Below are 18371 nucleotides of genomic sequence, written 5' to 3'. Positions count from 1 at the left end.
TATCAATAAAAACTCATGTCTTAAAATCCTGCGGTACGTGAGTACCGTACGGGTTCGATCCCCGTCCTCGGCATCACAGTGAAAACCTTGAGAAATCAAGGTTTTTTTGTTTTTCTTGAGTAATGCTTCCGTCAAAAACTAAAGGTTCTGTGTGTCTTGGAATCACATCCGAGCTCACAGAATCAGGGTGATAACACTCCTTTTCAGTGCTTGTCTAATCACAAGCTCTGGAGAGGAGTTTTTTAATATGGAAGATTTCATGAACCGCCGTATATCAAACGGTAAGCACAGTGGTATGAGAGATCCGAGCCTTTTGATTACTGTCGAATAACATCTTAATTTGTTGTATTATTGATTAATCTAGTTTTCAAGAACCAAGGAGGGTTAAAGTTTGCTTACACTGAGAAGAGCCGAGCCGGGTCAAAGTAAAAAGCTCAGTCTCACATCGCTGCTTACGGGCTTGGTTACGCTGGTGGTTTTACTAACCTCAAGCATTCTTCTGATTGGCTCTTACGAGTCCAAAAAACAATCATTGATGGAGACTACGCTCCATCTGAATTACTACAACGCTGACCGAATGACCAAAACAATGGATTCCTTATTTCAGTCCATGCGCAGCAGTTTGGAATACAGTGCTGACACACTTTCCGATGACGAAAGCTTAACGCCCAAGCAAGTGGATGATAATTTGGAACTGATGCGCAATAGTAGCAATTACTTCAATTCTATCGCCGTGCTCGATGCCGACGGGCTGATCCGCAATGTAGTACCGACTAGTTTGGGGTCAGCAGGAAATCATATAACTTCTAAGGTCGGTTTGGAAGCTTTGGCGCTAAAAAAACCTTACATATCCTCCCCCTACATGACCCAAACCACCAATAGACTAATCGTTTTTATGAGTCAGCCGATTTTTAGCAAGAATGGTACATATCGCGGTATTTTGAGCGGCACATTTTATCTGCAGGAGAACAATATTTTGTCTATGATTTTTGGCGACAATAACGTGGACGATTCTGGCTCCTATTATTATATTGTGGATTCAAGCGGGCATCTGTTGTACCACCCGGATAAGCAGCTCATTGGGGAGGATGTCAGCAATAACAAGGTTGTGCAGAAACTCATGAATGGGGAGAGTGGGGAACAGCAAGTGCGTAACACCCGTGACGTTGAAATGCTTGCCGGATACTCCAGCGTTCCAGCCAACGGATGGGGAATTGTGGTCGTTTCGCCGATTAGTGTCATCCATCATCAACTGATGGGGCACCTTCGGACCATTCTCTGGTATTCGTTGTTTCCGTTCATTATCCTCCTGATGGGCGTCATTTTCGTTGCGCGCAAGCTGGCCCGGCCTTTTGTGTACCTGGCAAATCTGGTGAGCAGGATGGGCAAGGAGAAGATTGAATTGCCAGAAGCGAAGCCGCAATGGAGCCGAGAGGCAGATCTGCTGACCAAGGCTGTGTTGCTTGCCGTGACGGATATTCAGAAGCAGACGGATCAACTGACCCAAGAGGCTACGACGGATGCTCTGACTGGTTTAATGAACCGGAGATCGTTAGAGTATACGATGAGTCAGTGGATTACCTCTGGGCAGCCGTTTTCGCTCATTGTACTGGATGTAGACAAATTCAAACTCGTGAACGACACTTACGGTCATCTCATCGGCGACGAAGTGCTGAAACATGTAGCCAAAGTTATAGTTACCTCGTTTCGTCCAGACGATGTTTGCTACCGCTACGGCGGTGAAGAGTTCATCATCTTGCTAGCCCACACTAGGCCCGAGGAAGCCTTCACCATAGCTGAAAGAGTCCGGCGGGCTATGGAACAAAGCAGGGGACCAATCCCGACACAGGTTACGATCTCTCTAGGTATCGCCCATTATCCTATTCATGCATTGGAGCGGGAGGGGCTGTTGGAGAAGGCAGATCAAGCGTTATACCTGGCCAAGAGCAGGGGAAGAAACCAGACGATGGTCGCTGATGTTTGAAGCAATGGCTTGAAATATAGAAGCACATAAACCTCCTTTGCTATATCTGACTAAATCAGATGAAGTAGAAGGAGGTTTTGTCAATGGCTATACGCTTAACAAAAGTTAAAAAGGCAGCAATAGCAATAATGGAAGAAGCATTAAACAGTCTATCAATTAGAAGAAAGCGAATAACCTCAATGAACAAGCTGTCCTTGATTTCCCGCTCTTTAATCACTCTCCCCTTTGTTGTATATTTCCTCCTGATTTGTGGCCACAAATAATGTATGCTAAGAAATTAATCCGTTATTTACCTATCCGTCAGTTTCTGCCGTTCCAAACAGCAGAATACAAACTGTTCAGAAGATAACGCTTCCACGTATGATGTATTCATAACCAGCTGAGTGCTTCATCCGATACTAGTATCACAAATGAGGGAATTTAAGGTGAGAGAATATACGATTGTTAATATTTTATATACCCGCAAGAGTCCTGTGCGCATGAGTGAGCTGATTGCCGAAGTGGGGTTGTCCGAACGGACTCTCCGTGACGTGATCCGTGCACTCGACAAAACAGGAGAGGCGAATGGTTTCGGTATCCGTATGATCCGCGGCCAGGGTTATCTACTGGAGATTGGTGATGAAGCCAAATTCAGTAGCTACCAAGAAAAAGGCATGCTGCAGCTGGATCAGGTGGATCTCGATAATAAGCAATCACGCCAGCAGTATTTACTATTCTATCTCTTGCAGAACGATAGCTATCAGTCTATGGATAACATGGCGGAAGAAATCGGCGTTAGCCGTTCTACCATTATTTCTGATCTGAGGGAAGTAGAGCAGCGACTTGCCGCTTTCCGGCTTAGCTTGAAACGCCGGGCTCATTATGGCATGAAAATCGAGGGGGAAGAGCAAGACTTCCGCAAAGCCTTTTCTTACTTTATCTTGCAATCGGGTCATACGCTGCAGCATACGGAGGATTTTCATGCCTTCAGTCAGGATTTTGATGCTGAGCAGCTTAAGGGATTTCTACTGCAAATCCTCAAGGAAAAAGAACTGAAGATCTCGGATGTGTTTCTGGATAATATCTTGACTCATCTGTTCATTCTTCTTTACAGAGTTTCCAAGCACAATTTCATTGTGGCTGGACAAGCCTTGCAGGGAACACCTGAGCCGCTGTATCAGGATATTGCCGGGAGTATTGCAGATTTTATCTCCTCTCAATACCAGATTAAGCTTCCGGCGGATGAGATTGATTATTTGGCGCTGCACATTTCTGGCAAGACCATTATGGAGCGGATGTCGGAAGAGACCAAATCGCATCTGCGGGAGGGAATTACGGCTATTCTGGAGCGCTTGGACCGCGAGTTCCTTACTGGATTCACGCAAGATCATGAGCTGCGCGAAGCCCTGTTGCTACATATGTTCCCGCTGCTGAACCGGTTGTATTACAATCTTCAGCTCGGCAACCCATTGGTGGAGGATGTTTACAGCCAGTATGCCAATGTGTTCGTCATTTCCTTCCGCTTCGCTGAGATTGTAGAGGAGCAGTACGGGTTTCGGATGTCGCGCGATGAGGCAGGGTATGTCGCGTTGCATTTTGCCACCCATCTGGAACGGATGCAGCAGCGCAATCTGGAGAAGTTCAAACGGATTGCCGTGATCTGCTCCACAGGAGGGGGCAGTGCCCAGTTAATCCGGCTGAAGCTGGAAGCGGTATTCCCCAAAGCGTCGGTGATCACAGCCTCCATTACGGAGGTGGAGGAGATCAGCAGCAAACCTGTGGATCTGATTCTCTCTACTGTACCGCTGGCAACAGAGATTAAGGAAAAACCGGTGATCCATATCAAACAGCTGCTGGATGATCAAGAGATTCAGCGGATTAAAGAAATATTGTCTTTGCAGATTAATCGTACAGAACCGTCCTACAAGCTGATGGATTTCAAGGATTTGTTCCGCAGGGAGCTGTTCCATCTGTCTGGTTCGGACGAAGATTACATGGAGCTGTTGAAGCAGCGCTGCCGTGAGATCGTGGGCAATCATTATGCAGCTGATGATTTTCCCGAACAAGTGCTGCTCAGAGAGCAGAAATTCACCACCATTTACAAAAATGGGGTGGCCGGCCCGCATCCGATGCGGATGAGCGCGATCCGCGACTGTATCAGTGTAACCGTGTTGAAGAAACCGCTGATCTATGAGGGTAAGCCGGTTCAGTTGATTTTTCTGATCAATCTGGGTCCGGGGCAGTTATTCCTGCACAAAGAAATCAGCAAGCTGCTACTGGTTCTAATGGAGAAGGAAGACAGCCGTAACCGGCTGCTAAACACGAATAGTTATGAGCAATTTATGAATGAGATAGAGAACCTACTATAAAAAAATGACGATACGGAGTGGAGAACCCATGGATTATGAACAAACGATTATGCAGATTATTGCCAGCAGCGGAGAGGCCAGAAGCCTTAGCCTAAAAGCGGTAAGAACCGCGCGCGCCGGAAACCTGGAAGAAGCGGGCGAGATGATTAAGAACGCCAAGACCAGCCTGACTAAAGCACATAAAGTGCAAACGGGGCTGATCCAGGCTGAAGGCCGGGGCGAAAAGACAGAAATTACGCTGCTGATGATTCACGCGCAGGATCATTTGATGAATGCCCTGACGGTTAGAGAACTGGCTGTAGAACTGATCGAAGAAATTAAAGAACGCAAAGCGCTCGAACTAGAATTGAAAGGATCGGTGAACTAAGATGAAAAAAATATTGCTCGCCTGTGCAGGCGGATTCTCGACAAGTATGCTGGTGGAACGGATGAAAGAATCGGCACGGACACAAGGGGTTGAAGTGGTTATTGATGCGGTGGCAGAGAGTGATATTGCCGATCAAAAGCCTTTTGACATCATTATGCTTGGACCACAAATGGGACACGCCGAAGGCGATCTGGCCGCAGAATATCCGAACATTCCAGTAACTACGATCGATATGATGGACTATGGCATGATGGATGGGGACAAGGTGCTGGCTACAGCACTTGAACTGATGGAGAAGGGGGCTTAAGTCATGGCAGGCGGCGCAGAATGGAGAGCCAAGATCCAGAAAGTCAGCACGAAAATCCAAAAAAACACCTATATCAGCGCTATTTCCAACGGTCTGATGGCCTTGATGCCAATATTGATTCTGGGCGCTATTTTTTCCCTGATTAATGCACTCAAGCTTGATCCTTATCAGAATTTCCTGGAAAGCACTGGACTCAAAACTTATACTTCGATTCCGGCAACCGTAACCACCGATTTGATCGCACTTTACGCGGTGTTCTCCATCGCTTACAATTTCGCTACCCAACATAAGCAGCAAGGTTTCTCGGCAGGGATTTTGGCGCTGATGAGTTTCTTGCTAGTTACACCAAAAGGACTGCTGGATGACGGTGTGACCAAAGCATTTGGTTACTCCTGGTTGGGCGCCAAGGGATTGTTCGTGGCAATCATCCTGGCACTGCTGGTAGGTAAGATCTATACCTTTGTATTGGAAAAGAAATTCTATATCAAAATGCCGAAGGGTGTTCCGCCCACGGTTGAGAAATCTTTTGCCGCGCTTACGCCTGGTTTTATCGTAGCGGTTCTGATGCTAGTGCTGACGGCGATTTTCGCCGCAACGAAATATGGCAATATGCACGAGTTTGTCTTCTCGATTATCCAGCTGCCACTGACTAGTCTGGGTGGTACCTGGTGGGCGATGCTGATCTGCATCTTTGTAATTCACCTGCTGTGGTTCTTTGGAGTTCACGGCACCTTGGTAGTCTATTCCGTTGTCGGCCCGATTTGGGTGGCTTTGGGACTTGAGAATCTGGACGCTTACCAAAGAGGTGTGGAAGGTACGCATATCATTGGTTCACCGTTCTTCCCGGTTTATGTACTGATCGGTGGTGCGGGGGCAACGTTAGGTCTCATTATTGCGATGTTGTTCGCTAAATCTACACGTTATAAGACACTTGGTAAACTGGCAATTATCCCAAGTCTGATCGGTGTCAATGAGCCGGTGATTTTCGGGATGCCATTGGTGCTGAATGTTCGGTTTATGATTCCGTTTATCCTGACTCCGCTGGTGAGTAGTGGTCTGGCGATTCTTCTGACGACGCTGGGTATCCTTCCTGTGCTGCACGGGATTCAGGTGCCGCTGGGCATTCCGGTGCTGGTTAATGGCTGGATGAACGGGGGCTGGCGCGTAAGTGCGTTCCAGTTGGTTATGATTGGTGCAAGCTTCATGATCTACTATCCATTCTTCAAAAAAGCCGATGCCGAAGCGCTGGAGCAAGAACAGCAGGCTGAAGCTAAAGCGGCAGCAACCGCTGCCACCAATTAATAAAAGGAGGCTCAACCGATGACTTATCCATTTCCGGAAAACTTCCTGTGGGGCGGTGCGGTAGCCGCCAATCAGGTCGAAGGCGCGTATAATGAAGGCGGCAAGGGTTTGTCCACTGCTGATGTAGTCAAATATTGTCCTCCAAAGGAACGGCAGAGCCTGGAACAGCTATTGTCCATGTCCGGCCCACAGCTAGAAGAGGCCATACAGGATGATAATCAGGGAAATTACCCCAAACGCAGAGGGATTGATTTCTACCACCGCTACAAAGAAGATATCGCCTTGTTCGCTGAGATGGGTTTTAAGGTATTCCGTATGTCCATCTCCTGGCCACGTATTTATCCTAATGGCGATGAGCAAGTACCTAACGAGGCAGGACTGCGTTTCTACGACGATGTTTTTGATGAGTTGCGCAAATACAATATCGAGCCGCTGGTTACCATTTCCCATTATGAAATGCCGGTGCACCTAGTCACCAAATACAACGGCTGGGAATCCAGAGAACTGGTTGAACTGTTCGTACGTTATGCGGAAACTGTGTTCACCCGTTACCGGGATAAGGTGAAGTATTGGCTGACTTTCAACGAAATTAACTGTACGCTCAAAGCGCCGTTTCTGGGCGCAGGGATTATTCTGGATGGCAAGTCAAATGAGAAGCAGGTTGCTTTTCAGGCTTTGCATCACCAGTTCGTAGCCAGTGCGCTTGCGATTAAGCGGGGCCGGGAGATCAATCCGCAGTTCCAGATTGGCTGCATGCTGGCCCGCAAGCTACTCTACCCATATTCCTGTCATCCCGGTGATGTACTGAAAGCGCAAGCGGAGAACCAAATGGCAATGTTCTGCTCCGATGTTCAGGTTAGAGGCTATTATCCTTCTTATATCCGCCGGCATTTGGAGCAGCATGGAGTGACAATAACCATGTTGCCGGGGGATGAAGCTTTGCTGCGGGACAATCTTGTAGATTTTCTTTCCTTTAGTTATTACATGTCCTCAGTAGTCAGTGTGGATGAGAGCATCACGGCTACGACGGAAGGCAACCTGTCCTCAGGGCTGAAGAATCCCTTTCTGAAAACCTCCGACTGGGGCTGGCAGATCGATCCAAAGGGCTTGCGGTTTGTGCTCAAGGAGATGCATGACCGCTACCAGCTTCCTCTGTTCGTAGTAGAGAATGGTCTGGGTGCTGCAGATATACTCGAACTGGATGGCACGATCCGTGATCCATACCGGATAGAGTATCTGGCACAGCATATTGAGCAGATGGCGGAAGCCATTGCCGATGGCGTGGAGCTGATGGGCTACACCAGCTGGGGCTGTATTGATCTGATCTCGGCTTCTACCTCGGAGATGCGCAAGCGGTACGGCTTCATTTATGTTGATCAGGATGATGCAGGCAATGGAACGCTGCTGCGTCTGCGTAAGGACAGCTTTTACTGGTACAAAAAGGTCATAACCTCTAACGGAGCAAATTTAAGCTATTAGTGCGGCGTTATAGTCTTTGTTCATTTTTTACGAAAACCTTGAGAAATCAAGGTTTTTTTGTTTTTTTAATAGGGAATAGAAATCGTGTGAGCTTCTTCTTATAACGAAGTTTTATCCGGGAAGGCACTACAAGACAAGGCGATCTCGATTGCCCAAACGTACATGTACTTTCGTACATTACCAACATGTAGGTTAAATCCTTATAATAGAGGAGAAGGAGGGTCAGCCAAGTGAAAGAAAGAAAAGCCGGACTATTGTTCATCGATGAATTGTTTGCGTCCAGATTGCCGCTTTTGATCTGGGTATCCATTGTATATATTGGCACTATATTGCTGCAGTTTCTTAAGGACCCTCAAATATTATCCAGTTCGATATTTACAGGCTTATTCACAGTCCATATTCTGCTGCACTGGAACTCCTATCGAATCACTAATAAGCAATTTTGGTTTTATTTTTCGGCACAAGCAATTCTAATTTATCTTTGTGCGATTTTGATGCCACAGGGGTATCAAGCAGTATTGATGGGATTGCTTCCGGTTCTGATTGCCCAAAGCCTTGGTTTTTCATTTCGAATAAAAAGAATCGTTTTTGTTGCCCTTATTAGTATAATTTTGTTTTTTGATTCGTCGCTCACCGTGGGCGATACCGATGAATTGATCGTATTTATGCCATTATTTGTTCTGATGCTTGTGATCGTTTTAGCGTATACATTATTGTTTTTTCAACAGGTTCGCGAGCGTCTCAGAATTCAGAATTTTTTACATGATCTAAAAGAGGCCCATAAAAAGGTAGAGGAGCTGACACTGGCAAATGAACGCCAGCGAATGGCTCGGGATCTGCATGATACATTGGCGCAGGGAGTGGCCGGATTAATTATGCAGCTCGAAGCCGCGGATGCTCATATGACCAAGGGGAACACAGAGCGCTCTCAAGAAATTGTCAGACAGTCTATGAAGCAGGCTCGCACAACCTTAGCTGAAGCTCGTAGAGCAATTGACAATTTGCGGGCAAAATCAGCTTCAGAGATTGATTTTCGGGAAGCGGTCGATTATGAAACACAGCATTTTGGCGAAGCTACAGGTATCGTTGTAACTATGGATTTTAAGCTTACCAGACGTTTGTCTAGAGTGATGATGGAACATAGTTTGCACATTATAAAAGAAGGTCTGACCAATATCGCCCGTCATGCCCGGGCTGAGAAGGTGTGGATTACCCTGTCCGATCAAAATGAGCGGCTTTTTATAGAAATCAGAGACAATGGATTGGGATTTAACACAGACGCCATCGGCAAGGATGCCGGACATTACGGTTTACTCGGGATTCAGGAGCGGGTAAGGCTGATTGGAGGAGCATTGAAAGTGCATAGCAGTTCAGCTGGAACAAGCATTCAGGTTGAGACATCATTTAGTGAGGGAGACCCTACATGACGCAAGTGAAAATTCTGATCGTAGATGATCATTTTGTTGTTCGGGAAGGCTTGAAGCTGATCCTGGAGACGGATGAACAGTTTCAAATTGTTGGAGAAGCGGTAAATGGGCAGGAAGCTATAACCCTTATAGATGAAGTGCGACCGGATGTGATCCTGATGGATTTGAATATGCCGGTCATGAGAGGACTGGAAGCTATGAAGGTATTGAGGGAGAAGAACAACTCCGTTCCGGTTATTATTTTGACGACTTATAACGAGGATGAATTAATGATTAATGGATTGGCCTTGGGCGCGAGAGGTTACTTATTAAAGGATACGAACCGGGAAAATTTGTTCAGGAATATTGAATCAGCGATAAGAGGAGAAACTTTGCTTTCAGCAGAAATCATGGAGAGAGTGATTTCTGCTCGCGAGCAGCAGAAGGTTTCAGCTCCGATTCATAAAGAAGTATCCTTGTTATCTGATAAAGAAGCTCAAATTCTGCAAAGTGTGGCTCAGGGCTTCAAAAGTAAAGAAATCGCCTTTGATTTGGGAATCTCAGAACGTACTGTAAAAGCTCATCTGACGAGTGTTTACAATAAGCTAGGGGTAGATTCGCGATCGCAGGCAGTGGCGGCCGCTTTGGAACGGGGGATTTTACATATGTAATTATGAACATGCGAAAGAAATTTTTCGCATGTTTTTTTGTGGACTAATGGGCTGCCCGAAAGGGCAGAGCATGTCCGCCCCTTTGGACGATGTTAGCAAGACTTCTCTTCTATAAGATAAAGGCATAGAGAAAAACATTAGTATAGAGGAGACGATACTGAAATGGCCAAATTATTGTACCGGCTTGGGTTCTGGTCGGCGAGCAACCGTATTAAAGTCATTCTAGGAAGCATTGCCATCTTGCTGATCTCGGCAATTGTAGCTCTTTCGATGGGGCCTAAGCTTCATGAAGGAACTACTATCCCTGGACTGGAATCCATAAAAACGATGGAACAGATGTATCAGGAATTTCCCTCCATGGTGGATAACAGCGGCAAAATTCAGTTGGTGATGAAATCACTAACGGATGAAACCTTATCCTCAGAAACAACTATGCAATTAATTGGTGCACAGTTGGAGGAAGTGGCTAAGGATCCGGCGGTTACAGCAGTAGTAAGTCCTTACGACAATCATTCAGTAAGTGCAGATGGCAAAATTGGCTATGCCACCATCTCATACAATACTCCAGGTAGTGACGTTACAGAAACATCAAAGGAACGTGTGCTTGATGTGGCAGGTATTTTGCGTGATGCAGGCCTTCAGGCCGAATTAACGGGCTCTGGTTATGTGAAAATGGAGATCGGCGGCGTTACAGAAGGGATAGGTGTGCTCATTGCGCTTCTTGTTCTCACCGTTGCTTTTGGATCTGTCCTGACGGGGATCTTACCGATTCTTACGGCAGTCATTGGCCTTGGTACCGGTGTGATGTTGATCATCATCGGCTCGAATTTCTTCGACACCCCTTCTTTTGCGCTATCCCTGGCCAGCATGATTGGTCTGGCAGTGGGGATCGATTATGCGTTGTTTATTATCTCCAGATATCGGCAACAGCTTGCCGAAGGTTATGAAAGAAAAGAAGCAATTGCGATTGCGAACGGCACGGCAGGGAGTGCGGTTGTCTTTGCAGGCATAACGGTTATTATCGGTCTTGCGGGAATGTCGGTGATTGGTATTCCTTTTCTTACCGCAATGGGTTTAGCCGCTGCGCTTTGCATTTTCGTGGCTGTGCTCATCGCTATTTTTATGGTTCCTGCTATCCTCGAAGCGATGGGAGGCTTGATCAAAGCCAAATCGAAAAAAAGTTTCAAAGGTTCAACCCGCAACAAAAAGAACGAGACTCGAGGTAATTTATGGGGGAGTTTTGTTACCGGGCGCCCATGGTTGGCTGTGATCCTTGGGGTAGTATTGCTGGGCACTATTGCAATACCTTTCTTCAACATGGAGACAGGCACCATGGATGATGCGCAAAAATCGCCGGAATTAACTGAGCGGCGGGCATACGATCTGATGACAGAGGCATACGGTGTTGGGTATCATAGTCCGCTCGTTATCCTAGCCGAAACCGATGGTGGACAAGACGCTGAAGCTAATCTGTCTGGGGCGCTGGAACAACTTAAAACCTATCCTAACATTGGTACGATTGCTCCTGCTGTTTCTGGTCCTTCCGGAAAGATTTCTTTGATTAATGTGATTCCGGCTACTGGTCCAGCAGATAATAAAACGGTAGATCTGGTTAAACAAATTCGCAGTCAAGCAGCAGAGATTGAGAGTCAAAATCATGTGAAACTGAAAGTAACCGGGAGCACAGCCGTAAATATCGATATCTCTCAGAAGCTGAACGAGGCGCTGCCTGAATTTTGCATCATCATCGTCGGATTGGCTTTTGTTCTTCTAGTGATGGTATTCCGATCCATCCTGGTTCCCATCAAAGCGGTCCTGGGATTTATTCTTTCTTTGGGGGCTACATTAGGTTTTATTACCTTCGTCATACAGGATGGACATTTGCAAAATGTGTTCCATTTTAATGGGCAAGCTCCCATACTCAATTTTCTCCCAATCATGGTTGTCGGCATTTTGTTCGGACTTGCCATGGACTACGAAGTTTTCCTCGTCAGTAGAATGCGAGAAGAATTTAAGAAAAGCGGGGATGCCAAAAAGTCCGTTCTGGCCGGTATTCGTCACAGCGGCGGGGTAGTTACAGCTGCAGGACTGATCATGATCTCTGTTTTCACGGGATTCATGCTGGCAGAAGATCCGAACATCAGGGTGATGAGCTTTGCACTTCTCTTTGGGGTTTTGTTCGATGCTTTTGTTGTCCGGATGCTCATCGTTCCCGGTGTAATGACTTTGCTGGGAAAATCAGCGTGGTATTTGCCGAAGTGGCTCGATCGCGTGCTTCCTAATCTGGATGTAGAAGGTGAGGAAGTGATGAAGGCGGTTGAGAAAAAACAAGTAAGACTAGTGAGGGATCCTAAAACCAACCTCTCTACTGAGCCCCTAAAATAAGTGGATAGTGAGGTGTTGCTCGATGACTCACCTTTCCGTAGTCGTACCTATTTATAATGAAGAGGAAAATATATACGATCTTTACTTAAGTATCACTGAAGCAATAAGAGGGAGAATTGAGCATTATGAAATCGTACTGGTGAATGATGGAAGTAGGGATCGCAGTGCCGCGCTGTTAAATGAAATCGCACAGATGGATCAAGTGGTAAAGGTCATTCATTTTGAAAAAAACTACGGGCAAACGGCAGCCATTTGGGCGGGGATAAAAAATTCCCAGGGCGAACTGATCGCCCTTATGGATGCAGCGCTACAGACAGATCCACGGAACATCTTTAGATTAATGCCTTTCATCAAGAAAAGAGATTTTGTAAATGGAAAATGGGCCGATCATAAAGATACGTGGCTTAAGAAAATATCTTCAGGTTTCGCGAAAAAAATACGTAATTGGATTATTGGAGATTCAATTTATGATATAGGCTGTCCTATGAAGCTCTTCAAAAGGGAGGTAGCTGACAGTTTCTATTTATATAATGGAATGCACCGCTTTTTGCCCACGGTGGCTAAGATGAACGGCTTTTCAGTTATTGAAGTTACGGTAACCCATCAAGCGAGGAAACACGGAACCTCTAAATATGGGGAAATCAATCGTGGCGGTATGGGTTTTATGGATGCCATATTGATTGGCTGGCTCAGAAAGAGAGTCATTTTGTATCGGATTAAGAGATGATTGGATTTAGGAAACGTTAATGTAAATTGAACAAGAGACATCACGGAGAATTCCATACGATGTCTCTTTGTTTTATGGAAGTAAGCTGCCTTTTGGCTGACTATTTCTTTAAATATTCCGAGAAATTCTCCTGAAAATCCAGTGAATGAATATCTTCCCGAAGATGGTGGTGGATTAGCGGACCGATTTTGGTGGTTTCTTTTTGCACCATAAGCTCAAGAATGGATTGGTGTTCGTTCCAGATTTCTTCCAGCTTGTCGGTTTTTAGCATGTGCAGTCTGCGGTACCTGAGATAATGTACATTCGACTGCTGAATCAGAGTCCACAGATACTCACGTCCAGCAAGCCTGTACAAGGCCCGGTGAAACTCGTCGTCTAAATTAAGGAAAGAATCTACAGCGTTCTCCTGCCCGATGACCTCTTTCTGGTTCTTAAGAATTTCCTTCAGCTCGTGCACTCCGGGTAGTAAAAGCTGTGCAGAAAGATCCTTGAGGATCTCCTTTTCCAGTGTGCAACGCAAGTATGTGATTTGTTCAACAGATTCAAGATCAATGAAGGAGACAATATTACCCTTTTTCGGATAGATATCGGTATAAGATTCCAGTGCAAGCTGTTTGAGAACATCACGCAACGGTGTACGTGAAATCTGAAACCGCTCAGACAAGGCAGTTTCACTTAGAATGGTACCTGGCTTTAACGACAGTGTGAGGATTTCTTGCTTCAGTGTGTTTAGAATTTCCGCTTTGATTGACATTTTTGTTCCTGCTTTCAATTATTGATGACAGATACAGTACTAGTATACATGATAAGTTCGTTCATTAAAATCATCGGGATAAAAATAGGGCGGATATTCCTTGATTACAGGATAAAATTCCTGATCGAATTGTGATTGACAAAGAATTGTTCTTATTCTATGATCAAGTAAATCTTGTATACAAGATAGATGAAAACGAATTCATAGGAGGGTTTATCAATGAACATGACGTGGAGATGGTATGGCGAAGGCAATGACAATATCACGCTGGACCACATTCGGCAGATTCCGGGTGTTATGGGGATTGTCTGGTCTTTGCATGAGAAAGTAGCCGGAGAAGTGTGGGGAATGGAACGGATCCAAGAAGTGGCGGATCAAATCACCAGCAAGGGTTTCAGCACGGCTGTAGTAGAAAGCGTCAACGTTCATGATGATATCAAAATCGGCTTGCCGACCCGTGATAAATATATCGATATTTATATCGACACCATTCGTAAACTCGCCAAGGTTGGCGTTAAGGTGATCTGCTATAATTTTATGCCTGTTTTCGATTGGACCCGCACAGAACTGTATAAAGAGTTGCCTGATGGCTCGAATGCTCTCTTTTATGAAAAGGCTGCTATTACCGATAATCCGCGTGAGATGGTGGACCGGATTCTGAAGGGAGCTGGAAAGTTCACGATGCCGGGCTGGGAGCCGGAGCGGCTGGCAAAGCTGGATGAGCTGTTTGCGGCTTATGCGGATGTGACGGAAGATAAACTATTCGACAATCTCCAGTATTTCCTGGAACGCATTATTCCAGTATGCGAGGAAGTGGACATCAAGATGGCTATCCATCCGGATGATCCGGCTTGGCCGATCTTTGGACTGCCGCGTATTATCCGCAACCGGGATATGATCCGCCGCTTCTTGGATTTGGTGGACAGCCCGTACAACGGTTTGACGTTCTGCACAGGGTCACTCGGCACGAATCCGGATAACGATCTGCCAGCGATGATCCGCGAGTTCCATGACCGTATTCATTTTGCCCATATCCGTAATGTGAAGGTATTTGAGAATGGTGATTTCATTGAGGTGTCGCACCGTGGGCGTGACGGAAGTGTTGATGTGGCCGAGGTGGTCAAAGCCTATCATGAGAACGGATACATCGGTTATGTACGTCCGGATCACGGACGGCATCTGTGGGGGGAAGAGAAGAACTGCCGCCCGGGTTATGGCTTGTATGATAGGGCTATGGGCATCATGTATTTGCTTGGTGTCTGGGATAGCTTGGATAACGTCAAGGAGGCAAAATAAATGCTGCATCTGACCAGAAGCAGTATCCAAGGGGAAAAAGCAGCTTGGAAAGCTGCAGGAGTGGAGCTTCCGCAGTTCGACTATGAGCAGGTAGCAAACAATACACAGCTTAAACCGGAATGGATTCATTTCGGTGCCGGTAATATTTTCAGGGGCTTTGTGGCAAATGCTCATCAGAAGCTGCTGGATGGCAGGAAGTCGGATACAGGTATTATTGCGGTGGAAACCTTTGATTTCGAAATGATTGATAAAGTTTACAAGCCCTACGACAATCTGACCCTTTTAGTGCTGATGAATGCTCGTGGTGATTTTCAGAAAAGAGTAGTCAGCAGTATTGTGGAGGGAATCGCAGCGGACAAAAACCGTGAAGCAGAGTACCGTCGATTGATCGAGGTGTTCGAGAATCCCAGCCTGCAAATGGCCAGCTTCACCATCACGGAGAAGGGATACTCGTTGACGGATCCGCACGATAAATATCTTGGCATTGTGGAAAAGGATATCGAGAGCGGACCGGAGCATCCTGTTCATGTCATGAGCATTGTAGCTTCGCTTGCTTATCGAAGATATCTGAAAGGCCAATATCCGATGACCTTTGTCAGCATGGACAACTGCTCACACAATGGCGACAAGCTGAAGAACGGTGTTGTGTCGATCGCTAAGGAATGGGCCCAGAGAGGACTTGTTATAGAAGACTTCGTGCGTTATCTGGAAGATGAACGAGTAATAACCTTTCCATTGTCTATGATCGATAAAATCACACCACGTCCCTCGGAGAGTGTACAGGCAGCGCTTCTGGAACAGGGAATTGGTGAGATGGATGTGATCATTACCTCCAAAAACACATATACCGCTCCTTTCGTAAATGCTGAGATCAGCGAATACCTTGTAGTGGAGGATAACTTTACGAACGGACGTCCACCACTAGAGGAAGCCGGAATTATTTTTACGGACCGGGAGACAGTCAACAAGGTAGAGACGATGAAAGTAACGACCTGCCTTAATCCGCTGCATACGGCGCTTGCTGTTTCCGGTTGTCTGCTTGGCTACACCTTGATCGCGGATGAGATGAAGGACGATACTTTGCGGAGGTTTGTGGAGATAATCGGTTACAAGGAAGGTCTGCCCGTCGTAGTAGACCCGGGGATTCTCAGTCCAAAGCAGTTCCTGGACGAAGTCCTTACGGAGCGTTTTGCCAATCCATTTATCCCCGATACTCCGCAGCGGATTGCTACAGACACTTCGCAGAAGGTGGGTATACGATTCGGTGAAACTATTAAATCCTATATTCGCCGGGAGGATCTCGATCCAGCGCAGCTAACGGCGATTCCACTGGCTATTGCTGTGTGGTGTCGTTACTTACTTGGAGTGAATGATGCTGGAGAGGTCTTCACATTGAGTTCAGATCCGTTACTAGAAACACTGCAAGGTTACCTGCAAGGAGTTTCGCTTGGAGACCAAACCGCAAGTGTACGCCCCATTCTTGAAGATGAGCGACTTTTTGGGGTTCCGTTGTACGAGATTGGTCTAGGCGATAAGATTGAGCTTATGTTCCAGGAAATGATGGCAGGTCCAGGAGCAGTACGGAGAACATTAGAGCACTATTTAAAGTGAAAGCTAGGCAGTTAAGTGGATTTGTTTTAATATAGAAGGAAATAAAGCGAAAAAAGTCCCGAGGCAATCAATCGGGGCTTTTTTTTGTATGATTTTAAAAAATCCAAACAAAGTGTGAAAAGAATCTTATGTAAAATGAGAAGGACGAAAGTTAAACTAAACACATGACGAATAACCGGTGTTCGTCAACTGAGCGACGAATTTTGAGGGGGTTCAACACCATGTTCAAAAGAAAAAAAAGCTGGACACTTGTCATGGCTTCGGTCATGTTGGCTGGAGGCGTGTTAAGTGGTTGCGGTAGCAGTAACAATAACAATAACTCGTCGAATGCCAGTCCCCAGCCAAGCAGCTCGACTAGCGACAGCGGCACTGAAACGAAAGATTCCGGCAAGAAGACAACGCTTACGTTCTGGGCTGCGGCTACAACGCCGGACCGTGATGTATTCTGGCAAAAAGTTACGAAGGAGTTCATGGCTGAGCATCCGAATATTAAAATCGAATATTTGGGCGTGCCTGGAGATTTGAACGGTTATATACAAAAGCTGAATGTCGCTATTGCTGCTGGACAAGGGCCGGACCTGATCAATAACTTTACGTCCGACTTTATTGCACGCGATGTGCTTGAGCCAATCGATTCTTATTTCGATAGCTGGGAAGGAAAGGACAAGATCACAACGGGTTCGGTTACCTCAATGAGAGCAGCAGATCCGGTTGACAAGAAGTTATATGGATTGCCTTATGGCGTTCTGCCTTGGATGGAATGGATTCGTTCGGATTGGCTGAAGGAATCAAATCTACCGAATCCGGATACATGGGACCAATTCTTTGACAACGCACAGAAGCTGACTGACAAGTCCAAGGATCGTTACGGATACTCTATACGGGGTGGAGCCGGAAGTGCAACCTCGCTGGAATATCTTATGTATTCATACTCGGGAATTACGAACTATTTCACGCCAGAAGGCAAAGCAACGATCAACGATCCACTGAATGTAGAGTTCCTGGAGAAATACTTGAGCGGCTATAATGTCAATACACCTGAAGATGACTTGAACAAAGGCTGGACAGAATTGGCTGCTTCGTTCCAGTCCGGCAAGGTGGGTATGATTTTCCATAACCTTGGTTCCGCAAGCGCTCACAGTAAAGCTTTCAATGACGATTTAACCAAGTTTACAGCCATTCCATTCCCTATGGGTGCCAAAGGCTATCGCGTTCACCCCGGCGTTACACCATCGGTGATGATGATGACAAAGAACTCCGAGAATAAGGAAGCAGCATGGGAGTTCATGACGTACTTCGTAACGCACAATGATAGTGAATACGGTGAGCTCTATGGCGAAATTCCGACTTATCTTGATGCTTTGGATGCTGATTGGATTGTAAACGTGCCTTACGTGAAGACGGGCGCAGACCTGATGAGCTCACCGGACACGAAGTTTACTGATAATCCGGTTTATCTGCCGGGCTATAACAAGGTTCAGACGAATATGGAGCCTATGATCCAGAAGGTAATGGCCAAAAAGATGAGTGCCAAGGAATTATTGGATGAATGGGCAAAGCAGCTTGAAAAAGAAAAAGCAAGTTTTGACTCTTCGAAATAAAACAGTTAATATCCCCGAACGATAAATGATCTCAGCAGGCGGGCTCTTGAGGATACTTGGGCCGCCTGTCTTTTGAATGCCCAACTCCCTAATTATTCATACCACTAATTGATAGCGTTTTCATTACCTGCAA

The 18371-nt window shown here is 46.1% G+C and carries 15 protein-coding genes; 13 read left to right on the top strand and 2 right to left on the bottom strand.

Annotated elements, in window-relative coordinates; genetic code table 11:
- Positions 1–391: 391 nt before the first annotated feature.
- Positions 392–1984, top strand: a complete 1593-nt coding sequence (locus tag MKZ09_RS25205) for a sensor domain-containing diguanylate cyclase (RefSeq protein WP_111505111.1) — start codon at positions 392–394, stop codon at positions 1982–1984.
- Between the two features lie 55 nt (positions 1985–2039).
- On the opposite strand, the gene MKZ09_RS25200 is transcribed toward MKZ09_RS25205, so the two are convergent.
- Complete coding sequence (locus MKZ09_RS25200) at positions 2040–2201, bottom strand: hypothetical protein (protein WP_179089633.1); 162 nt, start codon at positions 2199–2201, stop codon at positions 2040–2042.
- Positions 2202–2409: 208 nt separating this feature from the next.
- On the opposite strand from MKZ09_RS25200, the gene MKZ09_RS25195 reads away from it, so the two are divergent.
- The 9 genes from MKZ09_RS25195 (at position 2410) to MKZ09_RS25155 (ending at position 12976) form a co-directional block, all read left to right on the top strand.
- Positions 2410–4332, top strand: a complete 1923-nt coding sequence (locus tag MKZ09_RS25195; RefSeq protein ID WP_076208004.1) for a BglG family transcription antiterminator — start codon at positions 2410–2412, stop codon at positions 4330–4332.
- Positions 4333–4360: 28 nt separating this feature from the next.
- Complete coding sequence (locus tag MKZ09_RS25190) at positions 4361–4699, top strand: PTS lactose/cellobiose transporter subunit IIA (protein WP_038572728.1); 339 nt, start codon at positions 4361–4363, stop codon at positions 4697–4699.
- 1 nt (position 4700) lies between these two features.
- Complete coding sequence (locus tag MKZ09_RS25185; RefSeq protein ID WP_036683292.1) at positions 4701–5006, top strand: PTS sugar transporter subunit IIB; 306 nt, start codon at positions 4701–4703, stop codon at positions 5004–5006.
- A gap of 3 nt (positions 5007–5009) precedes the next feature.
- A complete protein-coding gene (locus MKZ09_RS25180) occupies positions 5010–6308 on the top strand; it encodes a PTS sugar transporter subunit IIC (RefSeq protein ID WP_036683289.1) in 1299 nt (432 codons plus the stop codon).
- 18 nt (positions 6309–6326) lie between these two features.
- Positions 6327–7787, top strand: coding sequence for a glycoside hydrolase family 1 protein (locus MKZ09_RS25175; RefSeq protein WP_076208001.1), 1461 nt, complete (start codon positions 6327–6329; stop codon positions 7785–7787).
- Between the two features lie 230 nt (positions 7788–8017).
- Positions 8018–9214, top strand: coding sequence for a sensor histidine kinase (locus MKZ09_RS25170; RefSeq protein WP_076207999.1), 1197 nt, complete (start codon positions 8018–8020; stop codon positions 9212–9214).
- Positions 9211–9864, top strand: coding sequence for a response regulator (locus tag MKZ09_RS25165; RefSeq protein WP_076207996.1), 654 nt, complete (start codon positions 9211–9213; stop codon positions 9862–9864). The genes MKZ09_RS25170 and MKZ09_RS25165 overlap by 4 nt, the downstream gene beginning before the upstream one ends.
- A gap of 162 nt (positions 9865–10026) precedes the next feature.
- Positions 10027–12249 carry an MMPL family transporter gene (locus MKZ09_RS25160; RefSeq protein ID WP_076207993.1) on the top strand — a complete coding sequence of 741 codons (2223 nt, stop codon included), beginning with the start codon at positions 10027–10029 and terminating at the stop codon, positions 12247–12249.
- A gap of 22 nt (positions 12250–12271) precedes the next feature.
- On the top strand, positions 12272–12976 hold the full coding sequence (locus MKZ09_RS25155) for a glycosyltransferase family 2 protein (protein ID WP_076207990.1): 705 nt from the start codon (positions 12272–12274) through the stop codon (positions 12974–12976).
- A 100-nt stretch (positions 12977–13076) separates the two neighbouring features.
- Here the strand turns inward: MKZ09_RS25155 and MKZ09_RS25150 are convergent, their stop codons facing one another.
- Positions 13077–13730: a GntR family transcriptional regulator gene (locus MKZ09_RS25150; RefSeq protein ID WP_076207988.1), complete on the bottom strand. Its 654-nt coding sequence runs from the start codon at positions 13728–13730 to the stop codon at positions 13077–13079.
- Positions 13731–13949: 219 nt separating this feature from the next.
- Between MKZ09_RS25150 and uxuA the strand changes: the two genes are divergently transcribed.
- The 3 genes from uxuA to MKZ09_RS25135 all read left to right on the top strand — a co-directional run bounded on the left by uxuA (position 13950) and on the right by MKZ09_RS25135 (position 18238).
- Complete coding sequence (gene uxuA / locus MKZ09_RS25145; RefSeq protein ID WP_076207986.1) at positions 13950–15026, top strand: mannonate dehydratase; 1077 nt, start codon at positions 13950–13952, stop codon at positions 15024–15026.
- Positions 15027–16637: a mannitol dehydrogenase family protein gene (locus MKZ09_RS25140; protein WP_076207984.1), complete on the top strand. Its 1611-nt coding sequence runs from the start codon at positions 15027–15029 to the stop codon at positions 16635–16637.
- A 221-nt stretch (positions 16638–16858) separates the two neighbouring features.
- A complete protein-coding gene (locus MKZ09_RS25135; RefSeq protein WP_076207982.1) occupies positions 16859–18238 on the top strand; it encodes an ABC transporter substrate-binding protein in 1380 nt (459 codons plus the stop codon).
- Positions 18239–18371 lie beyond the last annotated feature (133 nt).

The organism is Paenibacillus sp. FSL R5-0908, assembly GCF_038006245.1.
Taxonomy (GTDB): domain Bacteria; phylum Bacillota; class Bacilli; order Paenibacillales; family Paenibacillaceae; genus Paenibacillus_AQ; species Paenibacillus_AQ odorifer.
This window is presented reverse-complemented; position numbering and strand designations above follow the sequence as displayed.